Source organism: Exiguobacterium sp. 8A, assembly GCF_902506275.1.
Classification (GTDB): Bacteria; Bacillota; Bacilli; order Exiguobacteriales; family Exiguobacteriaceae; genus Exiguobacterium; species Exiguobacterium profundum.
The window spans coordinates 712,025-736,369 of the sequence record NZ_LR733630.1; the positions used below are offsets into that span (position 1 = coordinate 712,025).

The 24,345-nt window shown below is 46.7% G+C and carries 26 protein-coding genes, 1 tRNA gene and 1 riboswitch; of the genes, 14 read left to right on the plus strand and 13 right to left on the minus strand.

The window, feature by feature from the left end:
• Window positions 1-450: 450 nt before the first annotated feature.
• Together rlmN and GVY42_RS03675 are read right to left on the minus strand one after the other, a co-directional pair.
• The gene (gene rlmN, locus GVY42_RS03670; RefSeq protein WP_159562367.1) at window positions 451-1,512 is read right to left on the minus strand and encodes a 23S rRNA (adenine(2503)-C(2))-methyltransferase RlmN; all 1,062 of its coding nucleotides are present in this window, start codon (window positions 1,510-1,512) and stop codon (window positions 451-453) included.
• 65 nt (window positions 1,513-1,577) lie between these two features.
• Window positions 1,578-2,984: an amidase family protein gene (locus GVY42_RS03675; protein WP_236548923.1), complete on the minus strand. Its 1,407-nt coding sequence runs from the start codon at window positions 2,982-2,984 to the stop codon at window positions 1,578-1,580.
• 113 nt (window positions 2,985-3,097) lie between these two features.
• Here GVY42_RS03675 and GVY42_RS16455 point away from each other — a divergent pair, with 113 nt between their 5' ends.
• The 4 genes from GVY42_RS16455 to GVY42_RS03690 all read left to right on the plus strand — a co-directional run bounded on the left by GVY42_RS16455 (window position 3,098) and on the right by GVY42_RS03690 (window position 4,999).
• Complete coding sequence (locus tag GVY42_RS16455) at window positions 3,098-3,259, plus strand: hypothetical protein (RefSeq protein ID WP_201302245.1); 162 nt, start codon at window positions 3,098-3,100, stop codon at window positions 3,257-3,259.
• Window positions 3,260-3,303: 44 nt separating this feature from the next.
• Window positions 3,304-3,403: riboswitch (SAM riboswitch) on the plus strand.
• 67 nt (window positions 3,404-3,470) lie between these two features.
• On the plus strand, window positions 3,471-3,995 hold the full coding sequence (msrA, locus tag GVY42_RS03680; RefSeq protein WP_147538139.1) for a peptide-methionine (S)-S-oxide reductase MsrA: 525 nt from the start codon (window positions 3,471-3,473) through the stop codon (window positions 3,993-3,995).
• A 100-nt stretch (window positions 3,996-4,095) separates the two neighbouring features.
• Complete coding sequence (locus tag GVY42_RS03685) at window positions 4,096-4,620, plus strand: DM13 domain-containing protein (protein WP_159562369.1); 525 nt, start codon at window positions 4,096-4,098, stop codon at window positions 4,618-4,620.
• Window positions 4,621-4,753: 133 nt separating this feature from the next.
• A complete protein-coding gene (locus GVY42_RS03690) occupies window positions 4,754-4,999 on the plus strand; it encodes a hypothetical protein (protein WP_159562370.1) in 246 nt (81 codons plus the stop codon).
• A gap of 48 nt (window positions 5,000-5,047) precedes the next feature.
• Here the strand turns inward: GVY42_RS03690 and GVY42_RS03695 are convergent, their stop codons facing one another.
• The 4 genes from GVY42_RS03695 to GVY42_RS03710 all read right to left on the minus strand — a co-directional run bounded on the left by GVY42_RS03695 (window position 5,048) and on the right by GVY42_RS03710 (window position 9,059).
• Window positions 5,048-6,604 carry an AMP-binding protein gene (locus tag GVY42_RS03695; RefSeq protein ID WP_236548924.1) on the minus strand — a complete coding sequence of 519 codons (1,557 nt, stop codon included), beginning with the start codon at window positions 6,602-6,604 and terminating at the stop codon, window positions 5,048-5,050.
• Window positions 6,585-7,445, minus strand: a complete 861-nt coding sequence (locus tag GVY42_RS03700) for an SDR family NAD(P)-dependent oxidoreductase (RefSeq protein WP_159562371.1) — start codon at window positions 7,443-7,445, stop codon at window positions 6,585-6,587. Before GVY42_RS03700 ends, GVY42_RS03695 begins: the two co-directional genes overlap by 20 nt.
• 120 nt (window positions 7,446-7,565) lie before the next feature.
• The gene (locus GVY42_RS03705) at window positions 7,566-7,988 is read right to left on the minus strand and encodes an SRPBCC family protein (RefSeq protein WP_159562372.1); all 423 of its coding nucleotides are present in this window, start codon (window positions 7,986-7,988) and stop codon (window positions 7,566-7,568) included.
• Window positions 7,989-8,195: 207 nt separating this feature from the next.
• Entirely contained in the window at window positions 8,196-9,059 is an 864-nt protein-coding gene (locus GVY42_RS03710) for a GRP family sugar transporter (protein WP_078146990.1), read from the minus strand.
• A gap of 123 nt (window positions 9,060-9,182) precedes the next feature.
• Here GVY42_RS03710 and GVY42_RS03715 point away from each other — a divergent pair.
• The 3 genes from GVY42_RS03715 to GVY42_RS03725 all read left to right on the plus strand — a co-directional run bounded on the left by GVY42_RS03715 (window position 9,183) and on the right by GVY42_RS03725 (window position 10,328).
• Window positions 9,183-9,255 (plus strand) — tRNA-Ala (locus GVY42_RS03715).
• A 112-nt stretch (window positions 9,256-9,367) separates the two neighbouring features.
• Window positions 9,368-9,700, plus strand: coding sequence for a four-helix bundle copper-binding protein (locus GVY42_RS03720; RefSeq protein WP_012726406.1), 333 nt, complete (start codon window positions 9,368-9,370; stop codon window positions 9,698-9,700).
• A gap of 61 nt (window positions 9,701-9,761) precedes the next feature.
• Window positions 9,762-10,328 carry a 3'-5' exonuclease gene (locus GVY42_RS03725; RefSeq protein WP_012726407.1) on the plus strand — a complete coding sequence of 189 codons (567 nt, stop codon included), beginning with the start codon at window positions 9,762-9,764 and terminating at the stop codon, window positions 10,326-10,328.
• A gap of 23 nt (window positions 10,329-10,351) precedes the next feature.
• On the opposite strand, the gene GVY42_RS03730 is transcribed toward GVY42_RS03725, so the two are convergent.
• From GVY42_RS03730 to GVY42_RS03750, 5 genes are all read right to left on the minus strand, one after another.
• Entirely contained in the window at window positions 10,352-11,413 is a 1,062-nt protein-coding gene (locus tag GVY42_RS03730; protein ID WP_159562373.1) for a bifunctional glycosyltransferase family 2/GtrA family protein, read from the minus strand.
• 90 nt (window positions 11,414-11,503) lie between these two features.
• Entirely contained in the window at window positions 11,504-12,493 is a 990-nt protein-coding gene (locus GVY42_RS03735) for a sodium:calcium antiporter (protein WP_031423558.1), read from the minus strand.
• A gap of 187 nt (window positions 12,494-12,680) precedes the next feature.
• Window positions 12,681-13,529 carry an HD domain-containing protein gene (locus GVY42_RS03740; protein ID WP_159562374.1) on the minus strand — a complete coding sequence of 283 codons (849 nt, stop codon included), beginning with the start codon at window positions 13,527-13,529 and terminating at the stop codon, window positions 12,681-12,683.
• Window positions 13,530-13,629: 100 nt separating this feature from the next.
• A complete protein-coding gene (locus GVY42_RS03745; RefSeq protein WP_159562375.1) occupies window positions 13,630-14,334 on the minus strand; it encodes an SDR family NAD(P)-dependent oxidoreductase in 705 nt (234 codons plus the stop codon).
• Between the two features lie 39 nt (window positions 14,335-14,373).
• Window positions 14,374-14,919 (minus strand): glycerol-3-phosphate responsive antiterminator, encoded by a 546-nt coding sequence (locus GVY42_RS03750; protein ID WP_159562376.1) that lies wholly within the window; start codon window positions 14,917-14,919, stop codon window positions 14,374-14,376.
• Between the two features lie 115 nt (window positions 14,920-15,034).
• Here GVY42_RS03750 and GVY42_RS03755 point away from each other — a divergent pair, with 115 nt between their 5' ends.
• Entirely contained in the window at window positions 15,035-15,460 is a 426-nt protein-coding gene (locus GVY42_RS03755; protein WP_159562377.1) for a GNAT family N-acetyltransferase, read from the plus strand.
• 25 nt (window positions 15,461-15,485) lie between these two features.
• A complete protein-coding gene (locus GVY42_RS03760) occupies window positions 15,486-16,655 on the plus strand; it encodes a cation:proton antiporter (protein ID WP_012726414.1) in 1,170 nt (389 codons plus the stop codon).
• 39 nt (window positions 16,656-16,694) lie between these two features.
• On the opposite strand, the gene GVY42_RS03765 is transcribed toward GVY42_RS03760, so the two are convergent.
• Window positions 16,695-17,312 carry a DedA family protein gene (locus GVY42_RS03765; protein WP_159562378.1) on the minus strand — a complete coding sequence of 206 codons (618 nt, stop codon included), beginning with the start codon at window positions 17,310-17,312 and terminating at the stop codon, window positions 16,695-16,697.
• Window positions 17,313-17,402: 90 nt separating this feature from the next.
• Here GVY42_RS03765 and GVY42_RS03770 point away from each other — a divergent pair, with 90 nt between their 5' ends.
• From GVY42_RS03770 to argH, 5 genes are all read left to right on the plus strand, one after another.
• Window positions 17,403-17,960 carry a DNA-3-methyladenine glycosylase I gene (locus tag GVY42_RS03770; RefSeq protein ID WP_159562379.1) on the plus strand — a complete coding sequence of 186 codons (558 nt, stop codon included), beginning with the start codon at window positions 17,403-17,405 and terminating at the stop codon, window positions 17,958-17,960.
• A 120-nt stretch (window positions 17,961-18,080) separates the two neighbouring features.
• Window positions 18,081-19,568 (plus strand): sodium/proline symporter PutP, encoded by a 1,488-nt coding sequence (putP, locus tag GVY42_RS03775; protein WP_047795263.1) that lies wholly within the window; start codon window positions 18,081-18,083, stop codon window positions 19,566-19,568.
• 113 nt (window positions 19,569-19,681) lie between these two features.
• A complete protein-coding gene (locus GVY42_RS03780) occupies window positions 19,682-20,824 on the plus strand; it encodes a CapA family protein (protein WP_159562380.1) in 1,143 nt (380 codons plus the stop codon).
• Window positions 20,825-20,948: 124 nt separating this feature from the next.
• On the plus strand, window positions 20,949-22,163 hold the full coding sequence (locus tag GVY42_RS03785) for an argininosuccinate synthase (RefSeq protein WP_147538911.1): 1,215 nt from the start codon (window positions 20,949-20,951) through the stop codon (window positions 22,161-22,163).
• Window positions 22,156-23,544 carry an argininosuccinate lyase gene (gene argH, locus GVY42_RS03790; RefSeq protein WP_159562381.1) on the plus strand — a complete coding sequence of 463 codons (1,389 nt, stop codon included), beginning with the start codon at window positions 22,156-22,158 and terminating at the stop codon, window positions 23,542-23,544. Before GVY42_RS03785 ends, argH begins: the two co-directional genes overlap by 8 nt.
• Before the next feature lie 39 nt (window positions 23,545-23,583).
• On the opposite strand, the gene GVY42_RS03795 is transcribed toward argH, so the two are convergent.
• Window positions 23,584-24,180: a TetR/AcrR family transcriptional regulator gene (locus GVY42_RS03795; protein ID WP_159562382.1), complete on the minus strand. Its 597-nt coding sequence runs from the start codon at window positions 24,178-24,180 to the stop codon at window positions 23,584-23,586.
• Window positions 24,181-24,345: the final 165 nt, after the last annotated feature.

The following is a 24,345-nucleotide window of genomic DNA, read 5'->3' on the forward strand; positions in this document are numbered from 1 at the left end:
TTAAGTGCAACACTCAAAAGTGAACACAAAAAACCTTGACGCTTTCCTTGTGTCGAATGAAGTTACCACACAAATATTCAGACGTAGGAAATCTCATGAGCCACACCACCTTACCACAATAAAACGTGGAAGTAGAGACCTATCTGGAGCTCGGAATGTCCATCCGGTCCATCTCAAGACGGGGCCGCTACGAGAAGTCGAAGGCCAATTGTGACACAACGACGAAGCTCGACGACAAGACGCGCCGGGCAATCATCTGGAAGCTGCGAGCGACCTGGTCGCCGGAACAAATTGTCTTCTCCACCATCTATCGTTAGATCTATTCGAAACGAATCGACTTGCCACGACCGTGCTCCACCAAAAAGGGAAACGTCAAAAACCCTGAATGAGCACTTTTTATCAAGTGTCTATCATTCAGGGTTCAGTTCAATTTCCCGGAGAGGCCATTGTTCACTTCGCGCCTTCGACGTTCATATGCTTACTGCGGAGTTGTCCACATGCCGCATCGATGTCTGTCCCGTGCTCGAGACGGACACCTGTGTTGACGCCACGTTTTTTCAAGATGTCGTAAAACGCCATGATGTCCTCAGCCGTGCTTCGCTCATATTGGATGTGCTCGTTGACCGGATTGTATGGAATCAAGTTGACGTACGACTTGTCTTTGATGTCTTCAATCAAGTCGGCAAGTTCTTCCGCATGTTCCGGCAAATCGTTCACTTTCGAGAGCAAGATATACTCGAACGTGATCCGTTTGTTCGTCTTCTCGACGTAGTAACGAATCGATGGCATGAGTTTATCAAGCGGGAACGCCCGGTTGATTTTCATGATACGTGTACGTAATTCATCGTTTGGCGCATGTAAAGAGAGCGCCAAGTTGATACGTAGATCAAGGTCTGCGAACTTGTAGATTTTATCCGCGAGTCCGCTCGTCGACACGTTGATCTTACGCGGAGCGATCGCAAGACCACGCTCATCTTTGACGACACGCAAGAAGTCGACCAAGTTGTCGAAGTTATCGAACGGTTCACCGATTCCCATGACGACGATATGGCTGACGCGGTCCCCTTCGCCCTCTTCATCGAGGAAGTGTTGGACGGTCATGATCTGCTCGACGACCTCACCTGCCGTCAAGTCACGCGTCTTCTTCAACAAACCGCTCGCACAGAAGCTACATCCGATGTTACAACCGACCTGAGTCGTCACGCAGACCGAACGTCCGTATTTGTGACGCATGAGTACCGTCTCGATGTAGTGCCCGTCATGTAATTTAAGTAAGAATTTGACCGTCCCGTCGCCAGCTTCTTGTTTGACGAACAGTTCTTGTGTCGAGATGACATATTTTTCTGTTAAGTAGTCGCGCACCTCATCACGTACATTGAGGTCGTCCATCGATTTGACCCGATCGATGTAGAGCGAGTCCCAAACTTGACGTGCGTGGAAGGCACCGTATCCCGCTTCCGTACACTCGTTCGTGAGTTGATCGAACGTCAACCCGTATATAGATGATTTCATTGTAATCTGTCCTTTCTCTAATCCGCATACGTACCATTGTAGCGGACGTAAGAGACGGGTGCAACTTACGAATAATCAGGAGGCGTCGGTCGTGTGATGAATTGTTCGAACGCATAGGCGACTCGAATCAAATCACGTTCCGCGTAGCTCGTCCCCGTGAACGAGAGACCGAATGGGGCACCGCTCTCTTTTCGTTTATAGGGTATTGTAATCGTCGGATGCCCTGCTTTCGCAGCCATGTCATAGTTGATGTCATGTGGCAGGACGAGTGCATCTAGTTTATGCGACGCAAGCAATGTGTCAATCCCTTCCGTTTTTGCGAGTCGGACGTCCTCGATGCGACGATCGAGATAGCTCGCTTCAGTCAGTTTTCCAGATTTAGCGTTCGCTTCTTCAAAGATGGTCTGGCCGTGCGGAATCGATTCGGGATGTTCGGCATTCCACTCGATCAGGTCGGATAGCGTCTGAAACGGCACGGTCGTGTTGGCGAGATACGCCTCGACCCCGAGCTTGAACTCATCGAACAGGATATCCGCCTGTTCGAGCGTCGCATGCTTCGGCAGCGTGACCTCGACGAGTTCGATTTCAGCTTGCCGAAGCAATCGGAGCGCCTGTTCATACAATCCGACTTCTTCTTCTGAAATGTCTGGTTTGACGAACCCGACGCGCATCCCGACCGCTTGACGGTTATCGAGACATGTCACATAAGGCGGTCCGACTGGAGTTTCCCACGTCGCAGGATCAGCCGAATCTTCACCGCACATTGTCTGTAAGGCGATGACCGCATCACGAAGCGTACGCGCCATCGGTCCCGCCGTATCTTGAGAACGTGAAATCGGGATGATTCCGGAGCGACTGATTAATCCGACCGTCGGCTTGATCCCGACGATGCTGTTATGGACACTCGGATGGACGATTGAACCGCTCGTCTCAGATCCGACTGCGAGAAGCGTAAGGTTTGCCGCGACCGCTGAAGCCGACCCTGAGCTTGATCCCCCGACGTCCAACCCGTCGCCGTATGGGTTCATCGTCTGACCACCGACGGCACTCCAGCCGTTCGGCATATTTTCCGTTAAAAAGTTCGCCCACTCGGACAGGTTCGCTTTGCCAAGGATGATAGCCCCGTCAGCCCGCAAGCGTTTGACGAGCTCGGCATCTCGACCGGCGAAATGATGTCGCATAGCGGCAGCACCTGCAGTCGTTCGCATCAGACCGTTCGTCTCGATATTGTCTTTGATTAAGACGGGAATACCAAGTAGCGGTTTGCGTACCCCTTTTCGGTAGGCCCGGTCTGCCGCCTCTGCCTCGAACAGGGCGTCCGGATTGACTTGGATGACGGCATGAAGCCGTTCATTATACGTCGCAATCCGTCCTAAATAATAGGCGGCCACGTCTCTCGCCGTGAATTGTCCCTCTTTATACCCACGATGTGCACCTTCAATCGTCAGTTCATGTAATTGGATTTGTTCCATCATGCATTCCTCCTTTATCTCTCCTCCTTTATTCGCGCTCTATGCCTGATTTCCTTTTCGTATCGCCAAGTCGATGTGTTCTTGTTACACTTAAGAAAAAACAGGAGGTCCCAATGACACGCTCCTATGTCTTTGTGTTGCTTGCCGTATTCGGTCTATTTTTCTTACAGCTATACGGTGAAAATGTGCCATATGGTCCACTCATTTCCATCGGGTTGATCGGGTTCATCATCGTCTTGACGGTTTTTCAGTTGAAACGAAAACCGAATCATTGACGAATGTATTTTGAGGGTGGTATGATGCTCTCACCAACTACATATCGATATCAAGAGTGAACGAGAGATCTGGCTCCGCGACTTCACAGCAACCTGCCTTAGGCAAGGTGCTACGACCAGCAAGGGAAACCTTGGACGATATGACGAAAGCGCTCATGTCATCCGACGTGAGCGCTTTTTTGTTGAATGACGATTTGGAGGGAACGAAAGTATGGAAAAAGCAACATTCGCAGGCGGCTGTTTTTGGTGCATGGTGACACCATTTGAGGAATTACCAGGGATTGAGGGTATCGTGTCCGGTTATATGGGCGGACAGGTCGATAATCCGACATATGAACAAGTGAAAACCGGGACGACAGGACACCTCGAGGTCGTTCAAATCACATATGATCCAGCATTATTCTCGTATGAACGTCTTCTTGAGCTGTATTGGATTCAGACAGACCCGACGGACGATGGTGGTCAATTCCAAGACCGGGGACCTCAGTATGCCCCAGCCATCTTCTATCACACGGAAGAACAACGAGTCGCGGCTGAGGCGAGTCGCGATGTGTTGGCAGCAAGTGGTCGTTTCACGGCTCCGATCGTCACGAAAATCATTCCGGCGACGACGTTCTTCGCTGCAGAAGACTACCATCAGGATTATCATAAAAAGAATCCGAAGCATTATAAGGAAGACCGGGCCATCTCGGGACGCGACGAGTTCATCGAGGAAAACTGGACGGAAACCGTATAACGGTCATCAGACGCGAATGTTAGCATTCGCGTCTTTTATAAGACCAATAATCGGGAAAAGACTATAAATGGTTCATACATCCGAAAAGGAGGACTCATATATGAAAACAAGCACGAAACTCATCATCGGTGTGATTGGCGTAGCCGTAATCGCTGTTGCATGGTGGCTCATCTCCCCACTATTCTTAACCGAGACGGTCGATGAAGGATTGCCGCCGACAGCAGTCGAATCACCAGCTCCAGAGGAAGAGGAATCAGATCAAGAGACGTCCGAGACACCGGAAGCACAACCGAGTCCAACCGAAGTAGCGGGTGTATTCATGGACGGGGAGAAAAATTATGAGACGACCGGTACAATCCGCTCGGTCGAGGCAGAAGACGGGACGTACCTCCGATTTGAAGAGTTCGAGACGACGAACGGTCCTGACTTATTCGTATATTTGACGAAACCAGGGCAAGAGACGACCGAAGGCGTCAGTTTAGGGGCGCTAAAAGGGAACATCGGGAATCAAAACTATTTAATCCCAGAGGATGTGAATCTAGAAGAGTACAATACCGTCGTCATCTGGTGTCGTGCGTTCAGCGCGACGTTCGGGACTGGAGAACTGACTGGTTCAAGTGAATAAACAGACTTGAGGGTTGCTGAATGGATCGGCCACCCTCTTTTCATTTGAAATCGGCTGAAAAGACATCCAACAATAATTGAGAACATGCTATCATATATGTAAATAAGTGTAATTTAATTGAGGAGGTACGATTATGGAGCAAACGTTGTCACAACCGTACAAACACTACTTTTGGAAACGTTTCTTTCTATTCTTCATTCCATTGATGGTGGTCGGCATATTATCCGAACCGATGATCATTCAGAATCCATTCGAAGAGCTCGAAGACTATGGGGCCTTCCTATTCTTCTTCGTATTTTACATCATCGTCCTAGGAGGCTTGGCAGCTTTTATCGTTTCAATCATGTGGCGGATTAGACAATTCAAAGTGAAACATTAATCACTCTATTTATCTGTGGTTAATGCGTTTCGATTCTTTCTTAACTATTCATCTGCACGAGTGATTGATCATCTCAATCCGTTTCCTGTCTAACTTTCCAACCGCTGTATAAGGCAACTCCTTCACAAACACGATTTCTCGAGGAAGCTGATATGTTGTCACTCGTTCGCGCAACCAGCTCACTAGCTCTTCTTCTGTCAATACTTCATCATACACCTGTACATATGCCTTCAAGATGTGACCCGTGTACACATCCTCTACCCCGATGACGGCGACGTCCTCGACATTCGGATGGTCGCGCAAAACCGTCTCGACTTCCCCAGGATAAATATTGTTTCCTGCCGAGATGATCAAGTCGTCTGTTCGTCCACACAAAAAATAATAGCCGTTCTCATCCCGGTATCCGACATCACCCGTTTGAATCCAGCGGTTTTTCTGGTTTTGCATGGACCACTTATTTCGTATGCAAAATTCACCGATGGCGCCTGGCTCGACTTCCATTCCATCTTTCACTACCTTTAAGTCCCCTCCCGGAATCCTTCTCCCGAGCGTGTTCGCATCATACTGTAAATCTTCTGGTGTGGCGATCAGATTCAAGCCCGCTTCCGATGTTCCATATAGATTGTATAAGACGCTCCCTAACTCGTTATGGACTTCACGGACTAAAACGGGATGAAGCTTCGCACCACCGGAAGCAATACAAGCGAGAGAATGAAGTGATGTTGGATCGTGTCGTAACATTTTATGGATCATGAGCGGGACGACCGTGACTACTTCTACCTTGTGTCGCCGAATGAGGTCACAGGCTCTTTGCACTTCAAAATTCTCCTGAATGACAACCTTTTTCCCTAACGCGAGAAAAGATAAAAGAATGGAGATGCCGTAGCCATGGTAAATCGGTGTGGCAATATAAGCAGTATTGAATGATGGCAACTGCAACCGGTTCAATAAAGCCGTGAATGGAGCTAGAAAGTGAAAGAGGGATGGTCTATGAGTCACTTGTTTCGGACTACCGGTAGTACCGCCGGTCAACAGCACGAGTTTCCCGCTCGATGCGGCCGGAAGCTTTCCTTTTTTATGTCGCTTCGAATCCGATAAACTATTGATTGATACCTTTTCCTCATGATAGCTGACAAGTGTCGAACGTTTGTAAGACGAGTTTTCAATTAAGTTTTCAAACTCATCATCGTAAATCAAAAGATCGAATGGCTGTTCTTCTACGAGTCGGTTGAACTGCAGTTGACTCATCGATGAATGAAGCATGTAGATGTCTGCACCGAGTCGTGAAGCCGCAAACATCCCTTGTACGAAAGACGCGTGGTTCTTACAAAGAAACGCCACTTTTTGTCCCTTTTTAACCCCATACTGATCAGCCAAATGATGAGCAAGGTGTTCACAGCGTGACTTTAGCTCTTGATACGTCACTGTTTCTCGGCTATCAACTAAAGCCGTATTTTGACTCCCTGCTCTTTCCGTCAATGTAAAAAGCAGCATCAAGTTGATTCCATTTTGACGGATTGCGACGAATAGACGACCTAGGTTCGATGGTGATAGAAAATGGAGCTGCGACAAGACTTTCAATAACTTAACCATTCCTACTGTCACGCTCCTTTCTCTTAAGTAATGCAGGGACCATCCAGTCTATCGGTCTTCTGAAAACAAGTGACGTTACTTGACCGAGGAACAACCACCACGGCTTATATACTGGTCGTTTTGTATACAGGGCATGTCCAATCAGTTCCGCCACATGTACCGGTGACATGGCAGGTGAATGCTGATAAGCCAGCGTCGGTTTAATCATCGGAGTTTTTACTAGCGGTAGATATAGAGTCGTCGTGGAAATATTTTTGATTGTGAGTTCCGGACCCGCAGAGCGAAACCACGTATCGAACGCGGCTTTTGATGCCTGATAGGCCGCCCAGTGAGGAAAAGGATGAAGTAACACATTGATGGTCGATACATTGACGATCTGCCCGTTCTTCTTTTCGAGCACCGGAATGAGCGATAGCATCAATTGTACCGGGGCAAAATAATTGATCGCCATCGTCCGAGTGAAGTCATGGTATCGATCGAGTGACTCAGTGATGGGACGATTGATGGAGATTCCAGCATTGCTGACGAAAACATCCAATCCTTCCGGTAGTTGATGGAGATACGCCAACAATCCATTCCGTTCCTCTTCAATTCGAAGATCTGCCGAGAACACGGTCACCGTGGCTGATCCCTTCTCGATTTCAGACTTCATAACGTTCATGTCTGCGTCTCTACGGGCGACGAGAATCAGGTGCGCGGTTGTATCCGCTAGTAAATAAGCGAAAGCCTGCCCGATTCCTGAGCTCGCTCCAGTAATCAATATCGTTTTCCGATCCAGCTCTGATTTCATTTTCTGATAATCGAAGGAAGGAAATCGAAACAGAAATCTCTCGAGTAACGTGTAGTCAAACATATAGCCAGCACCTTTTTTTATATTCGTCTCGCACCAAGACAATCATTTAGCCTAACATGACAAACAGCAGCGTCCACTTTAATGAAAAAGGACCTGCTGTTCAAACCTTCCGTTTATCTTTTACACACTCTTCCCATTCGCATATCGAGTGAAATTGTCGAGGATCGCCTGCCAGCCTTGTCGTTGCATTTCAACCGGATTCATCGACTCCGCATCAAACACCTCGACCACTTTCGTCTGATCACCTTCTGAAGCAAATGAAATTCTGACTCTCCGTTCATCTTCCAGACGATACTGAATAAGCTCATTTACTTCAACTTCCTCATATACCCCTTCAAAATCAAAGCCCATGCTTTGATCTTTTGCTTCCATCCGACTACGAAACTTCCCGCCGACCCGTAAGTCGTTCTCCGCCTCAATCGTATGCCAATCGTCAGACGCATGATTCCATTGTTTGATATGTTCAGGTTCTGTCCAGAATTTCCAGACTGTGTCGATTGGTGCATCGACGAGCGTTGATATCGTCACGACATTTGAATCCATGATTCGTTTCCCCTTTATTCTACAATTTTTGATCAATCACGAATGTGCTGCCCGTCCTATATGACGAACGCAATATGAGATTACTTCCCTATCGATCACATCTTCTCCTGCTCTCATTTCAACGATTGAAAGATACTCAAAACAAAAACCTTGAATGGCACTCAAAATCGAGTTCATTCAAGGTTCTTTTCATTTCATAATTGAAACTTAACTCTTGGCAATCCCAAGCATAAATCCAGCGACGACAATCAACCCGATTCCCATGAAAACAAAGACGCGTTCTTTTGTCGTCTTCTCTTCTTTCAAGAGATAGATCCCACCAAGTGTCGCCACGACGACGTTCAATTGGGATAAGGCGAACGAAGTCGCAATCCCCACTTCTCCGCTTGAAACGAAAAGTCCGAAGTTCCCGATTCCCCAGGCGATTCCCGCCAAGATGTTTTTGAATGTGCGTGGATCGAGTTTCTTGACGTCCTTTTCACGAAGACTGAACAGAAGTGCCGCGATGAACATCCCGACGGATTGTGGAAGAATCGCGGTGATCCCTTCTACTTCAAAGTAGTTCGTCAAGACGGCATACGTGACGTAACCAATACTCGAAACGAATAGGACGAGTAAACCCTTTTTCAACGCACCGGCACTGTCCTGATCTTTCTTCTGTTGGTATGAAGTCATAGTCGCTCCGATGATAATCAAGACGAGCGCTGAAAACCCTAACCATAGCTCCGTCGATGTCTGCCAGTCCCCGAGTACGATGACCCCAAAGAGAGACGTCCCAACGAGTTGCATCCCCGTGCTGATTGGCATCGCTTTGGAGACGCTTAAGATTTGGAACGATTGGAACTGCAAATATTGACCGAGCGCCCAGAACGCCCCTGAGATAAATCCGGTCACGATGGCGAGTGTCGTGAACTCCGGTCGGAAGACGAGGGCAATCACTGTTGCCATGATCATCGCCCCGATGGTCGTTCCGATTAACTGCTGAATCGGTTTTCCTCCTACTTTCGACACGATGAGTGGAATACTTCCCCACATGAGTGCCGGTAAGAGTGCCAAAAGAATCATTTCCATGAAGCACACCTGCTTTCTTAATATAACGTCTAACATGAAATTCCCACGTCTCCAATTTTATAAACCTAAATTCAAAAAGGGAATTGCCATGTCGAATACTACGATGATATAATGATTTCGAACGGGGCATTAGCTCAGCTGGGAGAGCGCTACGCTGGCAGCGTAGAGGTCAGGGGTTCGAGCCCCCTATGCTCCATTAATTGGTCACATCTCGAATGAGGTGTGGCTTTTTTATTGGTATGGTGCGATTCAACCTCTTTCTGAACGGGTAATGATAGTTAGACTTTTTCATATAAGGGGGAATTTTGATGGAACGTACATCTGTAGAAGAAACATTGACGAGCGTGATCGAATGCATGCGCGCATGCAACCACTGCTTCTCAAAAAGTTTGCAAGAAGAGGATTTACACATGTTCACCGAATGCATCCGCCTGACTCGAGAATGCTCAGACATTTGTACTTTAGCTTTAAATGCCTTAGAAACAGATTCAGCCTTTTCAAAACCAATCGTTGCTTTATGCGCCCAAGTCTGTGATACGTGTGCGGTTGAATGCGGACGACATCAGCACGACCATTGTCAAGCCTGTGCCAAAGCATGTGAGCGTTGTGCGGAAGCTTGCCGAACACTTGTTGCCGCTTAAGCACGACATTCGTCTAACTTTCTGTTAGACTTTTTTTATTGCTTACGAAAGAAGGTAAACTATGAACCATACCATTCTCGCACTTGACGTGGAGACCGCTAACCGTGATAGTCGCAGCATCTGTTCTGTCGGATGGAGCATCCTTCAAAATGGTGATGTGGTCGAAACCGACCAGCGACTCGTCAATCCGGAGGAAGACTTTGATATGGGTAACATCCGCGTCCATGGCATTCGTCCGAGTGACGTGTGGGATGCACCGGCATTACCGGAAGTACTTTCCTCTCTTTACCCGATTTTACGGGAAGTGGACCTCGTCATCGCACATAACGCTTCATTTGACATGGGTGCCTTGAGAAAGGCGATTGTGAAATATGATCTATTCGATTTCCCTACAATCGAGTACGGTTGCACCGTCAAACTGTCACGTAAACTGTATCCAGGACTCCCGAACCATAAGTTGAACACGATGGCAGAACACTTGAACGTGCCGTTTATTCATCATGATGCTGCGGAAGATGCTCGCGTATGCGCGCTACTTATGCGAGACATGATGCAAAAAACCGGCATCACAAGCCCAAAAGAATTACATCGCTATACGTCCGTGAAAACAGGAACGCTCGCATATTAAACCGGTCATGAAATCATGACCGGCTATTTTTTGAAAATCCATCTCTTCTGGACATAATAACTGACGAAAAAGAGAAAACTATCGACGATTACTTTTAGGATGACCTCGCCTTGTCTGAGCAAGAGAAACAAGAGATAAACAAGGAGTGCTGAAACGGCCATTTGAAGCACGACGAGACTAAAATATTTCGGAAGAGACCGCCGCGCCTTCGAATCGAAGACTACTTTTCGATTAACGAGATAATTGAAGAGAGAGGAAATGATTCGAGCGATGACCGTCGCGATGACGACGTGAGCCGTATCGAAGTATGGGGATAATAAATAAATAAAGAGCGCATACATCCCTACGTCGACAAGGAACGAGGCGACAGAGGATAACGAATACATCAAAAACATCCGATAAATTAAAATCGAGTCGAGAATCGGTCTAAAATGGGATGAATCATTTTCATTCTCATATACGGTCTGGATGGTCGTTTGTTGAATCGGGACCTGCAATCGTTTCGTGAACGTGAGCATATTCATCTCGAACTCATATCTATTTCCAGGAATGTCAATCAGTTGTCGCGCATATCGCATCGGGATGGCTCGAAGTCCCGTCTGCGTGTCTTTTAACTTCAGCCCACTCCCAATCAACATCACGAGCCGTGTCGCCTGATTGCCGAATCGGCTCCGGAACGGAATCGCATCTCCGCTAAAATCTCGACATCCCATGATGAGATGATGTGGTTTATTCAACCCTTCCTCATAGACGTTGACGACATCTTGCGGCAAGTGCTGCCCGTCGGCATCGACCGTGATGACCCCCGTTTTATCCGGATATGTGTCCACCACATACCGTAACCCCGTCTTGATTGCTGCTCCCTTCCCTTGATTCTGTTCGTGCGTTAACACTTGGTCGACAAATGATGCAATCTTATCAAATGTGCCTACCGACGATTCGTCACTACCGTCATTGACCACAATGATGTTCGAAAACCCACTCGCCCTCAACTTCTCCACGAGTGTGACGAGTGCCTCATCAGGGTTATAGGCCGGAATCAAAATCGAATACGCTTGGCGTGTTTCCACTTCATGCATCTGCATCGCCACCCCTCCTTCAATTCCTCTATACCCGAAGCAATGAATTCGCATTCCCAATAAAAAAAACATCAGCCCTAAGGCTGATGCATGTACTCACCCGATAAAGATCAAGTAAGACGAAACGAAATAGACAACGACAACGAGTAACGAAGGAATCACATAACGTACCTTCGACGTGACATTTTGTCTTAGCACACTATACATGACGAGGATCGATAGGATCGTGATCCCGACCGCAGATACGAGGTGTGACGTCGAGACATCTGCGAGAATCGATCCATTCCGATAGAAGACATCTGACATGGCGATAATCAACATGTTGAAGATATTCGAGCCGAGAATCGAACCGAATGCCAAGTTGACATTACGTAGTTTGAGCGCCATGAACACAGCGACCGCTTCCGGGAGTGACGTCGATGCCGCAATCAAGAAGCTACCGACAAAACTAGAACCGAGTCCTGTGACAACGGCAATTTGATCACCTGTGATGGAAAGGGCTGTTCCTGCCGCCATGATTACGATTGCAGCGATGATGAATCCAAAGACCGCACGTTTCAGCGTGATCTCTTCATATTTACCGACGACCACTTCTTCTTCGACTTCATGCTCCGCGACCGGCTCTGTCGGTTGTTTCCCGATATAGTAGATTCCGATACCGTATAGAATCGCAATCAAGAGCGCGTCGACTCCGATTCCGATAAACGTCATGTCGACGCGAACGATCAAAGCAATCAACGTCGTGACGGTCAAGAGTAACCCAAGTCCGGCCGTGTACAGGTGGTCCCGACTCGCATAGTTGAACAATTGCTTCTGTCGGAAGTATAGGTCGAACATCGCTAAGATAAAGATATTGAATAGGTTACTTCCGAGCATGTTTCCGATGGCGATGTCTGGGTTGTCAATCATGACAGCCGATATACTTGTTGTCACTTCCGGGAGCGAAGTCGCTCCTGCCAATAAAACGGTACCGACAAGCATCCCGCCCATTTTCGACTTTTCAGTCATGACGTCTGCGTACGTCGATAATTTGATTGCGGCGTAGACGGTGATGGCCGCAGCCAGTAAGAAATAAACAAATACCATTTTTTCTCCTCCTTGGGTAAACAAAAAAGACCTTTTTATGGACGACAAAAACGCCCATAAAAAGGTCTTGCGGACTTGTAAAAGCTCGATGGACCGAGTGCGCACGCACTGTAATGACGACCCATCGACCACGATTGTGGTCGCTACTCCCCTTTTTATCTTCCCTTTGACTATAGCATGAAGAGAACTAGTTGACAATCGAGCGACGTATGAGTGCGAGAAGTTCTTGTGGCTCGAGAGCCGTCCGATATGCGAGTTCTTGCATCCCCGCGAGCTTCTCGGGTGACAATGGCGTGGTCCAACCCGCTTCGTGAAGTCGCTGTCGGAAGCACACAATCTCTACTTCATCAATCGTATCTCGCCCGACAATCTCCTTTAACTCATATGCCGTTTGACATAGTGGTGCCGATTCTTGCAACCATTCGTCTTCGACAAAATGGGTCAGCATCGATTCAAGGAGCCTTGCCACTTTTCGATCTTTTGAATTTTTCTCGCCGTAAAACAATAGATGGAGTTCTTGTTCATACAAACCGATTAGGTCTGTCGAACTCCGAAACGGTTCAAATGCTGATAGTAATTCATGATAATACCATGATTGGTCTCGCAGCGGTCGTTTAAAACGTTGCCACACCTTCATCCCTTCCATCTCAAGATCATAACGGATGGAACGGAGATTATGTAGCTTATCCGCCACGAGAAGTGCGACTTCATCAAATTGAAGTGATTTCACCTGCTGAAGTGTCAGTCGTTTTCGTTGTTCCCACGACTCGTCACGATTTTTTTCCGAGACCGCGAGAACGAGCCTGTGCACGTCAGATCCGAATTTTGATAAGATTTCTTGTGGGTCCGTCTTCGTGTCCTCAATCAAATCATGGAGTAACCCTGCCGCCACGACCACCGGTGCTTGATGATCGGACTCAAGAAGCATGGCGACCGAGAATGGGTGTGACAAATATGGTATGGATGAACCTTTTCGGAACTGTCCTCCGTGACGAATAGACGAAAAACGTAACGCCTCTTCTACGAGCGGGTTCATGTCGCCATCCTCCTTCTTCCGGATAAAAACTCTCCTATTCATTACCCGGAATTAGGTACATATAACCTAAAAACATCCCGAATTTAGGTATATGGTCACATTATTCTTCATAAATCATTTTTTTCGTCATTCCTCCATCTACGACAAGATTATGCCCGTTCACAAAACTGTTTTGACGATCGATCAAGTATCTCACAGCGCGGACGATATCTTCTGGTTCACCGACACGTCCCGAAGGATGTTGTTCATGATCAATCTCACGTAACGACTCATCAGACGTATGAATCCATCCTGGACTGATCGCATTCACCGTCACAGGGCGGTCGCCTAATGAGATGGCAAGTGAATGGGTCAAGCCGACGATGCCTCCTTTAGATGCACCATATGCATCCCAATGCGGTTCGTTCTGGAAAGCACGTGTCGAGGCCATGTTAACGATTCTTCCATATGACTCATCTTGATTCAGTTCTAAAAAGTATTTCGCACAACTAAATGTCCCGACTAAATTGACATCGATGACTCGTTTGAACGTGTCAATCTCAAGCTCATCAATCGGCTTGACCAGCGAAGCGATTCCTCCATTGTTGATCAATACATGGGCTCGACCAAATTCGTTGTGAATATCGTCAAAGACACGCTTAAGTTCAGACGTGTCTCCAAGGTCTACTTGATAAAAGCGTAACCCTTTAATGTCCGGGTCATCTCCAATATCTAACCCGATTACTTCATACTGATTTACGAAAGCTTGAGCAATCGCATAACCAATTCCTTGACTAGCCCCTGTTACAATAATTACGTCTTTCATCATTCATCCCTCCTAAAAGACTGTATACCCAAATCCCGATTAGTCGGACCATAGTTTTCGATTCGAAGTCGTGATCACACTCGCTCCCGCAGCAAGTGCCGCTTGGACTTCCTCCTTTGTTTCAATCAGCCCACCTGCGAAAACGGGTATTCCCGTCTTCTCCTTCACACGTTGAATATACTTCGGCACAATACCTGGTAAGACTTCGATATAGTCCGGTTTTGAACGTTCAATGTGTTTGATACTTTTCTCTAATGAGGTGGAATCAATTAAAAATAGACGCTGTACAGTGACCACATCATTTTGCTTTGCTTTGACGATGACGTTTCCTTTCGTCGAGATGATACCGAACGGTTTGAACGTCTGGCAGACATACTCTGTCGCATACTCGTCCGCCTTCATACCTTGAATCAAATCCATATGAATGAACACTTTTTTATCATGTTTCCCCAATAATCTGAAGATGGAGTCCAATCGGCTCATATGAATCTCTAATAACACCCCTAATTCGAAATCACTCGATAAAAACCGCTCCAAATCCCGCATGTCCCGTATCGCCGGTAAGATGGATTGACCATTGATCATCAACTATTCCCCCTGTCTCTTTCTCATTATGCAGATAGCCGATTTTATAAATCAAGGTTTACTCATTCAATATATCGGGAAAATAAAATCAACTTGTGTAGAGGGGGATTTGAGTATGGTCAATGAAGTAACTGTAAAAGTCGAAACACCGACTCCAGAACAACATCAAGCGTTGCGCGTGAAGGCAGGGATGCCACGACGTTCTGATCGAGGTACGGTGAAGGGGCTTCAAAATACACTGTATGGTATTTGTTTATACTTAGATGATGAGATTGTCGGAATGGGACGCGTCGTCGGTGACGGCGGGATGGTATTCCATTTAGTAGATATCGTCGTAGATCCAGAATGCCAGGGACTTGGACTCGGAAAATTAATCATGGAGCATTTGATGGAATGGATCTTACAAGAAGCCGATGAGACGGCCATCATCAGCTTAATCGCAGATATTCCAGCCGATGGATTGTATCGACAGTTCGGTTTTGATTACTCACGACCTGAATCCGTCGGAATGGAGTATCAATGGAATCAAAGAGAAAGCTAATTGGGGTCGTGAGAGGAGATGACGTATGGATGGGTTAAATATCATCGTGTTGCTCGGATTGGCGCTCACCCTCATCTCTGTCCTCAGTCTCCTGATTGAACGATTATTCTTCCCAAGTATTTTAGCGTTTATCGCAATTGGGGTCGGGGTCGGGTTTTTCTGGGATGGGAATGAAGTCTTTAAAGTCGCGGGAGAGATCGGAATCATTCTGTTATTTTTCCTACTCGGTCTGAAGTTTCCACTACGTGAACTTTGGAAGCGCATGCGGAAAGTATGGAAGGCGGGAATACTCGATATCATTCTGTCATTCGGGGTATCGTTTGGGATTGCTTTAGCATTTGGTCTCGATTTCCCTCGCGCCTTTTTAATCGGGGCCGTCTTATATGCGACGAGCTCCTCCATCTCTGCGAAACTGCTTGAGCGGCATTCCGAAAAACATGAAGATATTAAAGAGTTTGTGCTCGCATTACTCATCTTTGAGGATATTTTTGCCCCTCTCCTATTGACGGTTGCCCCTTTCATCATTCAAGAAGAACCGGTTGCGATGTCCGATATCGGCAAAGTGTTCGCAGGATTTCTGATATTTGGCGTACTCTTGTTCATTGGTTCGAGCTTCGTATCCAAACAACAAAAGTTTTCGAAGCACTTGTTGCGACAAGATGATGCGAGTATCGGTCTGATCGGACTCATTCTCTTTTTCGCAGGGATTGGGATGGTGTTTGGATTATCTGAGATTTTAGGAGCATTCATCGCCGGAATCATGCTCGCCGATATCCACGACGTGAGACCGCTGAAACGTTTGACCGTACCCGTCCGAGATTTATTCTTGCCGATCTTTTTTATCTCGTTCGGTATCTCGATCAACCTCGAGAAAGGTGTCATCGTGAATGCGCTCTTCTTCGTCTTGATTGTATGGGGGGTATTGTCAAAATGGATTGTCGGACGTGTCGGGGGCAGAATCTATGGCTTGACGCGGGTTCAAGCCAATGAAGCCGGGTTCTCACTCGCGCCACGTGGGGAGTTCTCTATTTTATTTACCGCTCTTTCGAACGGGGCAATCAACTTGTTTGTCGGTCTCTATATTTTTGTGTCAGCCATTGTCGGAATCATTCTGTTCCGTTTCTCAGAGTACTTGGCAGAAAAAACAGAGAAAACCCTCACGAAAGTCTTGCCAGACGAGAAAAAAGAAGAATAAATTGGCGGACCCATATGCTGGGTCCGCCTGCTTTGTGCATTAGTCTTTTGCTAGTTTGTTGTGCCGCTTTTTACGCCATACGATATAAATGATAACACCGATGAACAGCAACCCATAGATTGCATAAGAATAAGCATCGAGGTATGAGAGGATATCTTGCCAATTCTCACCGACTTTCATCCCGATAAGGATGAGAATGGTATTCCATAAGGCTGTTCCAGCCGTACTGAGCAGTAGAAATTTCATGAATGGCATGTTCGACATCCCTGCAGGAATCGAGATCAGGCTTCGGACGACCGGCATCAAACGTCCAAAGAAGACCATCCATCCCCCGTATCGATCGAACCAGGCATCCGCCTTTTTTACATCATTCAGATCAAGTCGTAACCATTTTCCGTATTTCTTCGTCCATTTTTCAATCTGCTCGACATCAAACAAGAGTCCAAGGCCGTATAATAATACGGCTCCTAATATGGCCCCGACCGTCGATGCCACGATGACGAGCGTGATGGACAAATTCGTCTTCACAGCAAAAAAACCACCAAAGAGTAAGACGACTTCAGAAGGGATCGGTGGAAACACATTCTCAATAAAAATCATGAATGCAATCCCTATGTAGCCGTACTGTTCAATCACAGAAATCATCCAGTCACTCATGTCGCTTCCTCCATTCTTCCCCTCTATACCCGTCCATTTTGCTATATAATCGCAAAGACATGCTACACTCAAAGAAAGGAGCTGATTGAAATGGAAGAAACAGTACGGTGTCCTTGGTGCGGGACAGATCCATTGTACGTCCGTTACCATGACGAGGAATGGGGAAAGCCCGTTCACGATGATCAGAAGCACTTTGAATGTCTGACACTCGAAAGTGCGCAAGCAGGACTTAGTTGGATCACCATCTTGAGAAAACGTGAAAATTATCGATTGGCTTATGCCAACTTTGAGGTGCAGCAAGTTGCCAGCTTCACGGATGAGGATGTGGAAAGACTTCTCGGCGATAGCGGGATCGTGCGAAATCGACGAAAAATCGAGGCGTCGATCAATAATGCGAAACAGTTCATCAAACTACAGGAAGAGTTTGGCTCATTTGATTCGTATATCTGGTCATTCGTCAACAATGCACCTATCTTGAATGCATGGAATCGGCTTGAAGATGTTCCTGCAACGACGGAACTTTCTGAACGATTGAGTAAAGACCTGAAACGACGCGGCTTTAAGTTTTTAGGACCGACAACGGTCTATGCCCACCTACAAGCGACGGGTCTCGTCAATGACCATCTCACCTCTTGCACGTTCCGCTAACTTAAGACCAGCTCTCAAAAATATCTTTACATTCCCCCTCTTGTTGTGACAATATTTTGACAAAGTGATACTCTATCACTGAAAGCGTTTTCGTATTTTTTATCTTTCGGGGGGATGTTGATGAACGGAATTTTAGTGTCCATTGTCGTGTACATGGCACTGATGGTCTTGCTTGGGATCATCGCGTATCGGAGAACAAGCAGTATCGGAGATTACATGTTAGGTGGTCGGGCGCTTGGTCCCGGGGTCGCCGCCTTATCTGCCGGTGCATCAGACATGAGTGGATGGCTCTTAATGGGATTGCCTGGTGCAATGTATGCGTCAGGGATTTCAAGTGGCTGGATTGTCATCGGGTTGACGATCGGCGCCTATTTGAACTGGTTATTGGTCGCACCAAGATTACGCATTTATTCATACATATCGGATGATGCGATCACAATCCCAGACTTCTTTGAGAAGCGATTTAAAGACACAAAAGGTGTGTTGCGTTCATTTTCAGCTGCTGTCACGTTAATTTTTTTCACACTTTATGCGACAAGCGGATTCGTCGCCGGCGGTCGCCTATTCAATGCCGTCTTCGACATTGAATTTGTAACGGGAGTCGTCATTCTCGCTTCCATCATTATTCTGTACACTTTCATCGGTGGATTTTTAGCAGTAAGCTGGACAGATTTTGTTCAAGGATTGATCATGCTGTTTGCCCTTATTTTTGTACCTGCCATCGCCATTATGGCAACTGATGGTGTATCAAATGCTTTAGACACGGTACGAAATATTGATGAAGCGTTACTTGATCCGTGGACGGGGCAATCACTTATCGGAATCATTTCACTATTTGCGTGGGGGCTCGGCTATTTCGGCCAGCCACACATCATCGTCCGTTTTATGGCAATCGGAAAGCTCGAGGACATTAAGACGGCACGTCGAATCGGGATCTCATGGATGGTCTTCACCGTTGTCGGGGCGATGGCGACCGGATTATTCGGTCTCGCCTATTACACACAACAAGGCCTCACCATCGATAATCCGGAGAACGTTTTTATCAACTTATCTGACTTATTATTCCCGGATTTGGTGACTGGTGTATTATTGGCTGCTCTTCTCGCCGCCATCATGTCGACCATCTCCTCTCAATTGCTCGTTTCGTCGAGTGCCGCGACGACAGACTTTTATCAGAAGTTCTTCCGTAAAGAAGCGGGAGACCGTGAACTCGTCATGGTCGGTCGGATTACGGTCATTCTCGTATCCGTCATATCGATTATTCTTGCACTCGATGCAGACGACACCATCTTAAACCTTGTCGGTTATGCTTGGGCAGGATTCGGTTCATCATTTGGTCCACTCATCTTGTTCAGTCTGTTTTGGAAGCGAACGACGCGTCAAGGTGCACTTGCTGGAATGTTGACGGGAGCCTTTGTCGTCATTCTATGGAAGAACTATGCCGCTTCTCTTTTCGGAACGTTTGGGACATTGTATGAAATGATTCCAGCATTCTTCCTGTCGGCACTTGCCATCTATATTGTGAGTTTGGTGACACCGCCACCAAATGAGGTCATTCAACGTGAGTTTGACCAAATGCAAGACATGGTCAAAGAACATATCAAATAAATCTCATGACAGGTCAAAAACGACCTGTCTTTATTTATTTAGGCAGGATTTTTCTTAATTATCGACGAATTTTAGGGTTATCGTACGAATCTGTCGTGAAAAGGAGAATCGGGATGAAACCAATCAAGATCGTCTCTCGTCTTACCTTCCTGTCTAGCTTTGTTTTATTAATCGCTTGTGGTACGACTCCGGCAACGAATCAAGAAATACCAGAAGAAGTCGAAGAACCGATTGTCGAGGTACCTGAAGAAATGCCGCCTGCCGAACCGGAACCGATTGTCACGACGGCCTCCCTCTATGCAATCGGCGACATCCTTCTACATGATTCGGTATACAACGCAGCTCGTACTGATGAAGGGTATGAATTTGATACTGCATTCGAACAGATCTCTCCAATATTGAGTCGCGCCGATCTATCAATCGCCAACCAAGAGAGCATGATTGGCGGGAGTGAAATCGGACTTTCGAGCTACCCGGCATTTAACAGTCCTTTTGAAATTGGAGATGCCTTACAACGGGCAGGAATCGATTTGGTCACGACAGCGAATAATCATACGCTCGACCGTGGCGTCCGAGCTATTGAAAATTCGATTGACCATTGGAACGCAATCGAAATGCCTTATACAGGCTCCTTCCTATCTGCTGAGGACAAGGCGAATATTCGTACGTTGACTGCAAACGATATTTCTTTTTCCTTCCTCGCATACACGTATGGGACGAATGGAGTCGTGCCGAAGCAACCCTATCATGTGAACTATATCGACCTTGCACAGATGCAACCAGAGATCGAGAAGGCGGAACAGTCGACTGACATGACGGTCGTCTCCCTCCATTTTGGTACGGAATACGAGCCGTTACCGAATGAGAGTCAAACTGAGCTCGCCCAATCGTTAGCAGACCTCGGAGTCGACATCATCATCGGTCACCACCCTCACGTGCTGCAACCCCCGACCATGCTAGAAGGAGTTCATGGCAATCAAACATTTGTCATCTACTCGCTCGGTAATTTCCTTTCCGGACAACAAGGAGATGAACGAAACACGGGCGGCATCATCGGGATTGATGTGGTCAAGACAATCGAAGATGACCAATCGACTATTGAATTGAAAAATCCGATGTTCTATCCAACCTTTACGCAAAAATCATCTGATGGACATTATGAGGTCGTCCCGTTAAAGGCTGCTCGTCCTGAACTTCTTTCCCCTGTTAGCGACCATATGTCGCAATGGTTACCCCAACTCAAAATCGAACAATGACGACCACGAAATCACTCGTGGTCTTTTTATTTTCAAAAAAGGGTTGCCACACGACATCTTATCCCTTACACTGAGTTGTATATTTATAAATAAAGATTAATAATTATTCATAAGGGGTGTTCATATTTTGAAACAGAAACTCGTATTGGCTTACTCAGGTGGTCTTGACACATCGGTTGCGATTAAATGGTTGGACGAACAAGGTTATGATGTGATTGCAGTCTGTTTGAACGTCGGGGAAGGGAAAGACTTAGAAAAGATTCAACAAAAAGCGATGAAAGTTGGAGCGAAAAAATCAATCGTCATCGATGCGGTCGATGAGTTCGTCAACGAGTTCGCTCGCTATTCGATGCAGGCCCATACATTATATGAAGGCGTATATCCACTCGTTTCGGCACTATCACGCCCCCTCATCTCGAAAAAATTGGTCGAGGTCGCACAGGCCGAAGGCGCCGTCGCTGTGGCCCATGGATGTACCGGGAAAGGAAATGACCAAGTGCGTTTTGAAGTGTCCATTCATGCACTCGATCCTTCACTCGAAATCGTCGCACCGGTTCGGGAATGGAAATGGTCACGTGAGGAAGAAATCGCGTACGCGGCAAAACATCAAATTCCGATTCCAATCGTTCAAGAAGAGCCATTCTCAATCGATCAGAACATCTGGGGACGCGCCATCGAATGCGGCATTTTGGAAGATCCTTGGGCAGCACCTCCGGCAAGCGCATATGAGTTAACAGCGGCACTTGAGGACACACCGCATGAACCGACTTATCTTGAGATTGAATTCAAGAACGGAGTGCCGGTTGCTATTGATGGGAAGAGCCAATCGTTCACTGATATCTTAAAAGAGCTCAATATCGTTGCGGGTGCCCATGGTGTCGGGAAGATTGACCACATCGAGAACCGGGTCGTCGGTATCAAATCACGTGAGGTGTATGAGGCACCTGGCGCCATGACATTGATCACTGCGCATAAAGCTCTTGAAGCCTTGACACTCGTTCGTGAAGTGGCGCATTTCAAACCAATTGTCGAGCAAAAATTGACAGAAACAATCTACAACGGACTTTGGTATTCACCGCTCACAAAAGCACTTCTTGCGTTTATCGATGAGACTCAAGCTACCGTCACAGGAACGGTTCGCATGAAATTGTTTAAAGGGCAGGCCATCGTCGACGGACGGAAGTCGCCAATTTCTCTTTATGATGAGGAACTTGCGACCTATACGTCAGCCGATACGTTCGATCAACAAGCAGCTGTCGGATTCATCAAGTTATGGGGTCTTCCAACAAAAGTTCAATCAGAGGTGTTGATGGAAAAGGGAGCGTTCGTCAATGAGTAAATTATGGGGAGGCCGTTTCGAGAAGACGGCGAGCGATTGGGTCGATGCATTCGGTGCATCGATTGAATTTGATGCTCAACTCGTCCTTGAGGATTTAGAAGGTAGCATGGCTCACGTGACGATGTTAGGTGACCAGGGCATCCTCTTAAAGGAAGAAGTCACTCAAATCCTTGATGGATTACAACAACTTAAGCAAAAAGCACTCGCGGATGAATTGAAATTCGAGGTGTATCACGAAGATATCCATATGAACTTAGAAGCTCTGCTTCATGAAGCGATCGGACCGGTTGCAGGGAAGATGCATACGGCACGTAGCCGAAACGATCAAGTCGCGACGGACATGCATCTTTACTTGAAAGAACGTGTGAAAGAAGTGATTCAATTGATTGAATCACTTCAGCGTGAATTGCATGCTCACGCTTCAGAAAACGTAGAGACAATCATGCCTGGCTATACGCACCTCCAACGTGCACAACCGATCTCGCTGGCCCACCACTTGCTCGCCTATTTCTGGATGCTAGAGCGTGATAAGGAACGGTTTACGGACAGCTTGAAGCGGATTGATTGGTCTCCTCTTGGCGCAGGAGCCTTAGCCGGGACAACGTTTCCGATTGACCGTTCCCGTTCAGCTGAATTACTTGGATTCAATCGGGTTTACCCGAATAGCCTCGATGCCGTTAGCGATCGTGACTTCATACTCGAGTTTCTTTCAAATGCATCGATGCTTATGATGCACCTCTCCCGCTTCTGTGAAGAATTGATTCTTTGGGCAAGCGAAGAGTATCGCTTCATTACAGTGTCGGATACGTTTTCTACCGGTTCGAGCATGATGCCACAAAAGAAAAACCCTGACATGGCCGAACTCGTCCGTGGAAAATCGGGTCGAGTGATTGGAAACTTGATGGGCTTGTTGACGCTCATGAAAGGACTTCCACTCGCTTACAATAAAGATTTACAGGAAGATAAAGAAGGGATGTTCGATACGGTCAAGACCGTTCAAGGCTCGCTCAGTATCATGGCGGGGATGATGAATGAACTGACGTTCCACCCGGACGTCATGAAACAAGCGACCGAGCGCGATTTTTCTAATGCGACCGAACTCGCCGATTATTTGACGGCAAAAGGGTTACCGTTCCGTGAGGCGCACGAGGTGACTGGAAAACTCGTCAAATATTGCGTGGATGAGCGATTGTATTTACGCGAGCTTCCAATCACGGTATTCCAAACGTACTCTGAATTGATTCAAGAGGATGTGTATCATGCCTTGACCCCTGAACAGGCAGTCGCACGTCGAAACAGTTACGGCGGAACAGGATTCGATGCCGTCCGTGAACAGTTGAAAGAAGCTTCGGCATGCATGAGCACGATGACCTATTCTTAATCATCTTGAACCCGTCACGTTAATCTGTGACGGGTCTATTTATTTATCCTGTTCATTCAGACGTTCAACGAAAGAAGGAAGACCTTTTTCTAGTAGAAGATCGAATACCTCCATCATCTCATCAATGGAATTTTCATTGACGTCTAGTAGATATTGCAAGACGACCCCATCGACTGCCGCAATCAGCCATGAACTGAACGCATTGTTTAGACGAGTGTTTTCTAGTCCGTACAAATGAATCAGGATTTGTTCGATTTGTTTTGTCCATTCTGCATATTTGTCTTTTAATTTCAGTTGTGCCTCCATGTTCCCCAGTAACACTTCATGAGCAAAATGATACTGCAAGCGGTTCTCTGCATCTTTATGAAAGCGTTCCGCCGTATTTCGTGCAATCTCCATTTTGATACGTTCTTTTGAATAGGCATCGTCTGTCATTTCTTTGGCGATTTGAGAGGAAACAGACAAGCTCTCATTCATTAAATCGTACAATAAATCTTCTTTATTTTTGTAATGATGATAGATGGCTCCTGTCGTCATATTCGCCTCGATTGCAATCGCTCTGACTGTTGCCCCGTTCACCCCACTTCGAATAATGACCGTTCTGGCTGCATCTAGAATTTTATTTTTACCGTCCACTATTATTCTCCCCTTTCGAGTCCACTTTAGAATAACATAGCTCTACCAATGCGAGTGCTCAGGACTAAATTTTGTGAAATAATTCACATTGACTAAATAGGATTGTCCGCCTATACTAAAAACATAACAAACGTTATGTTTGTTAAATTCAAATGAGAAGGTGAA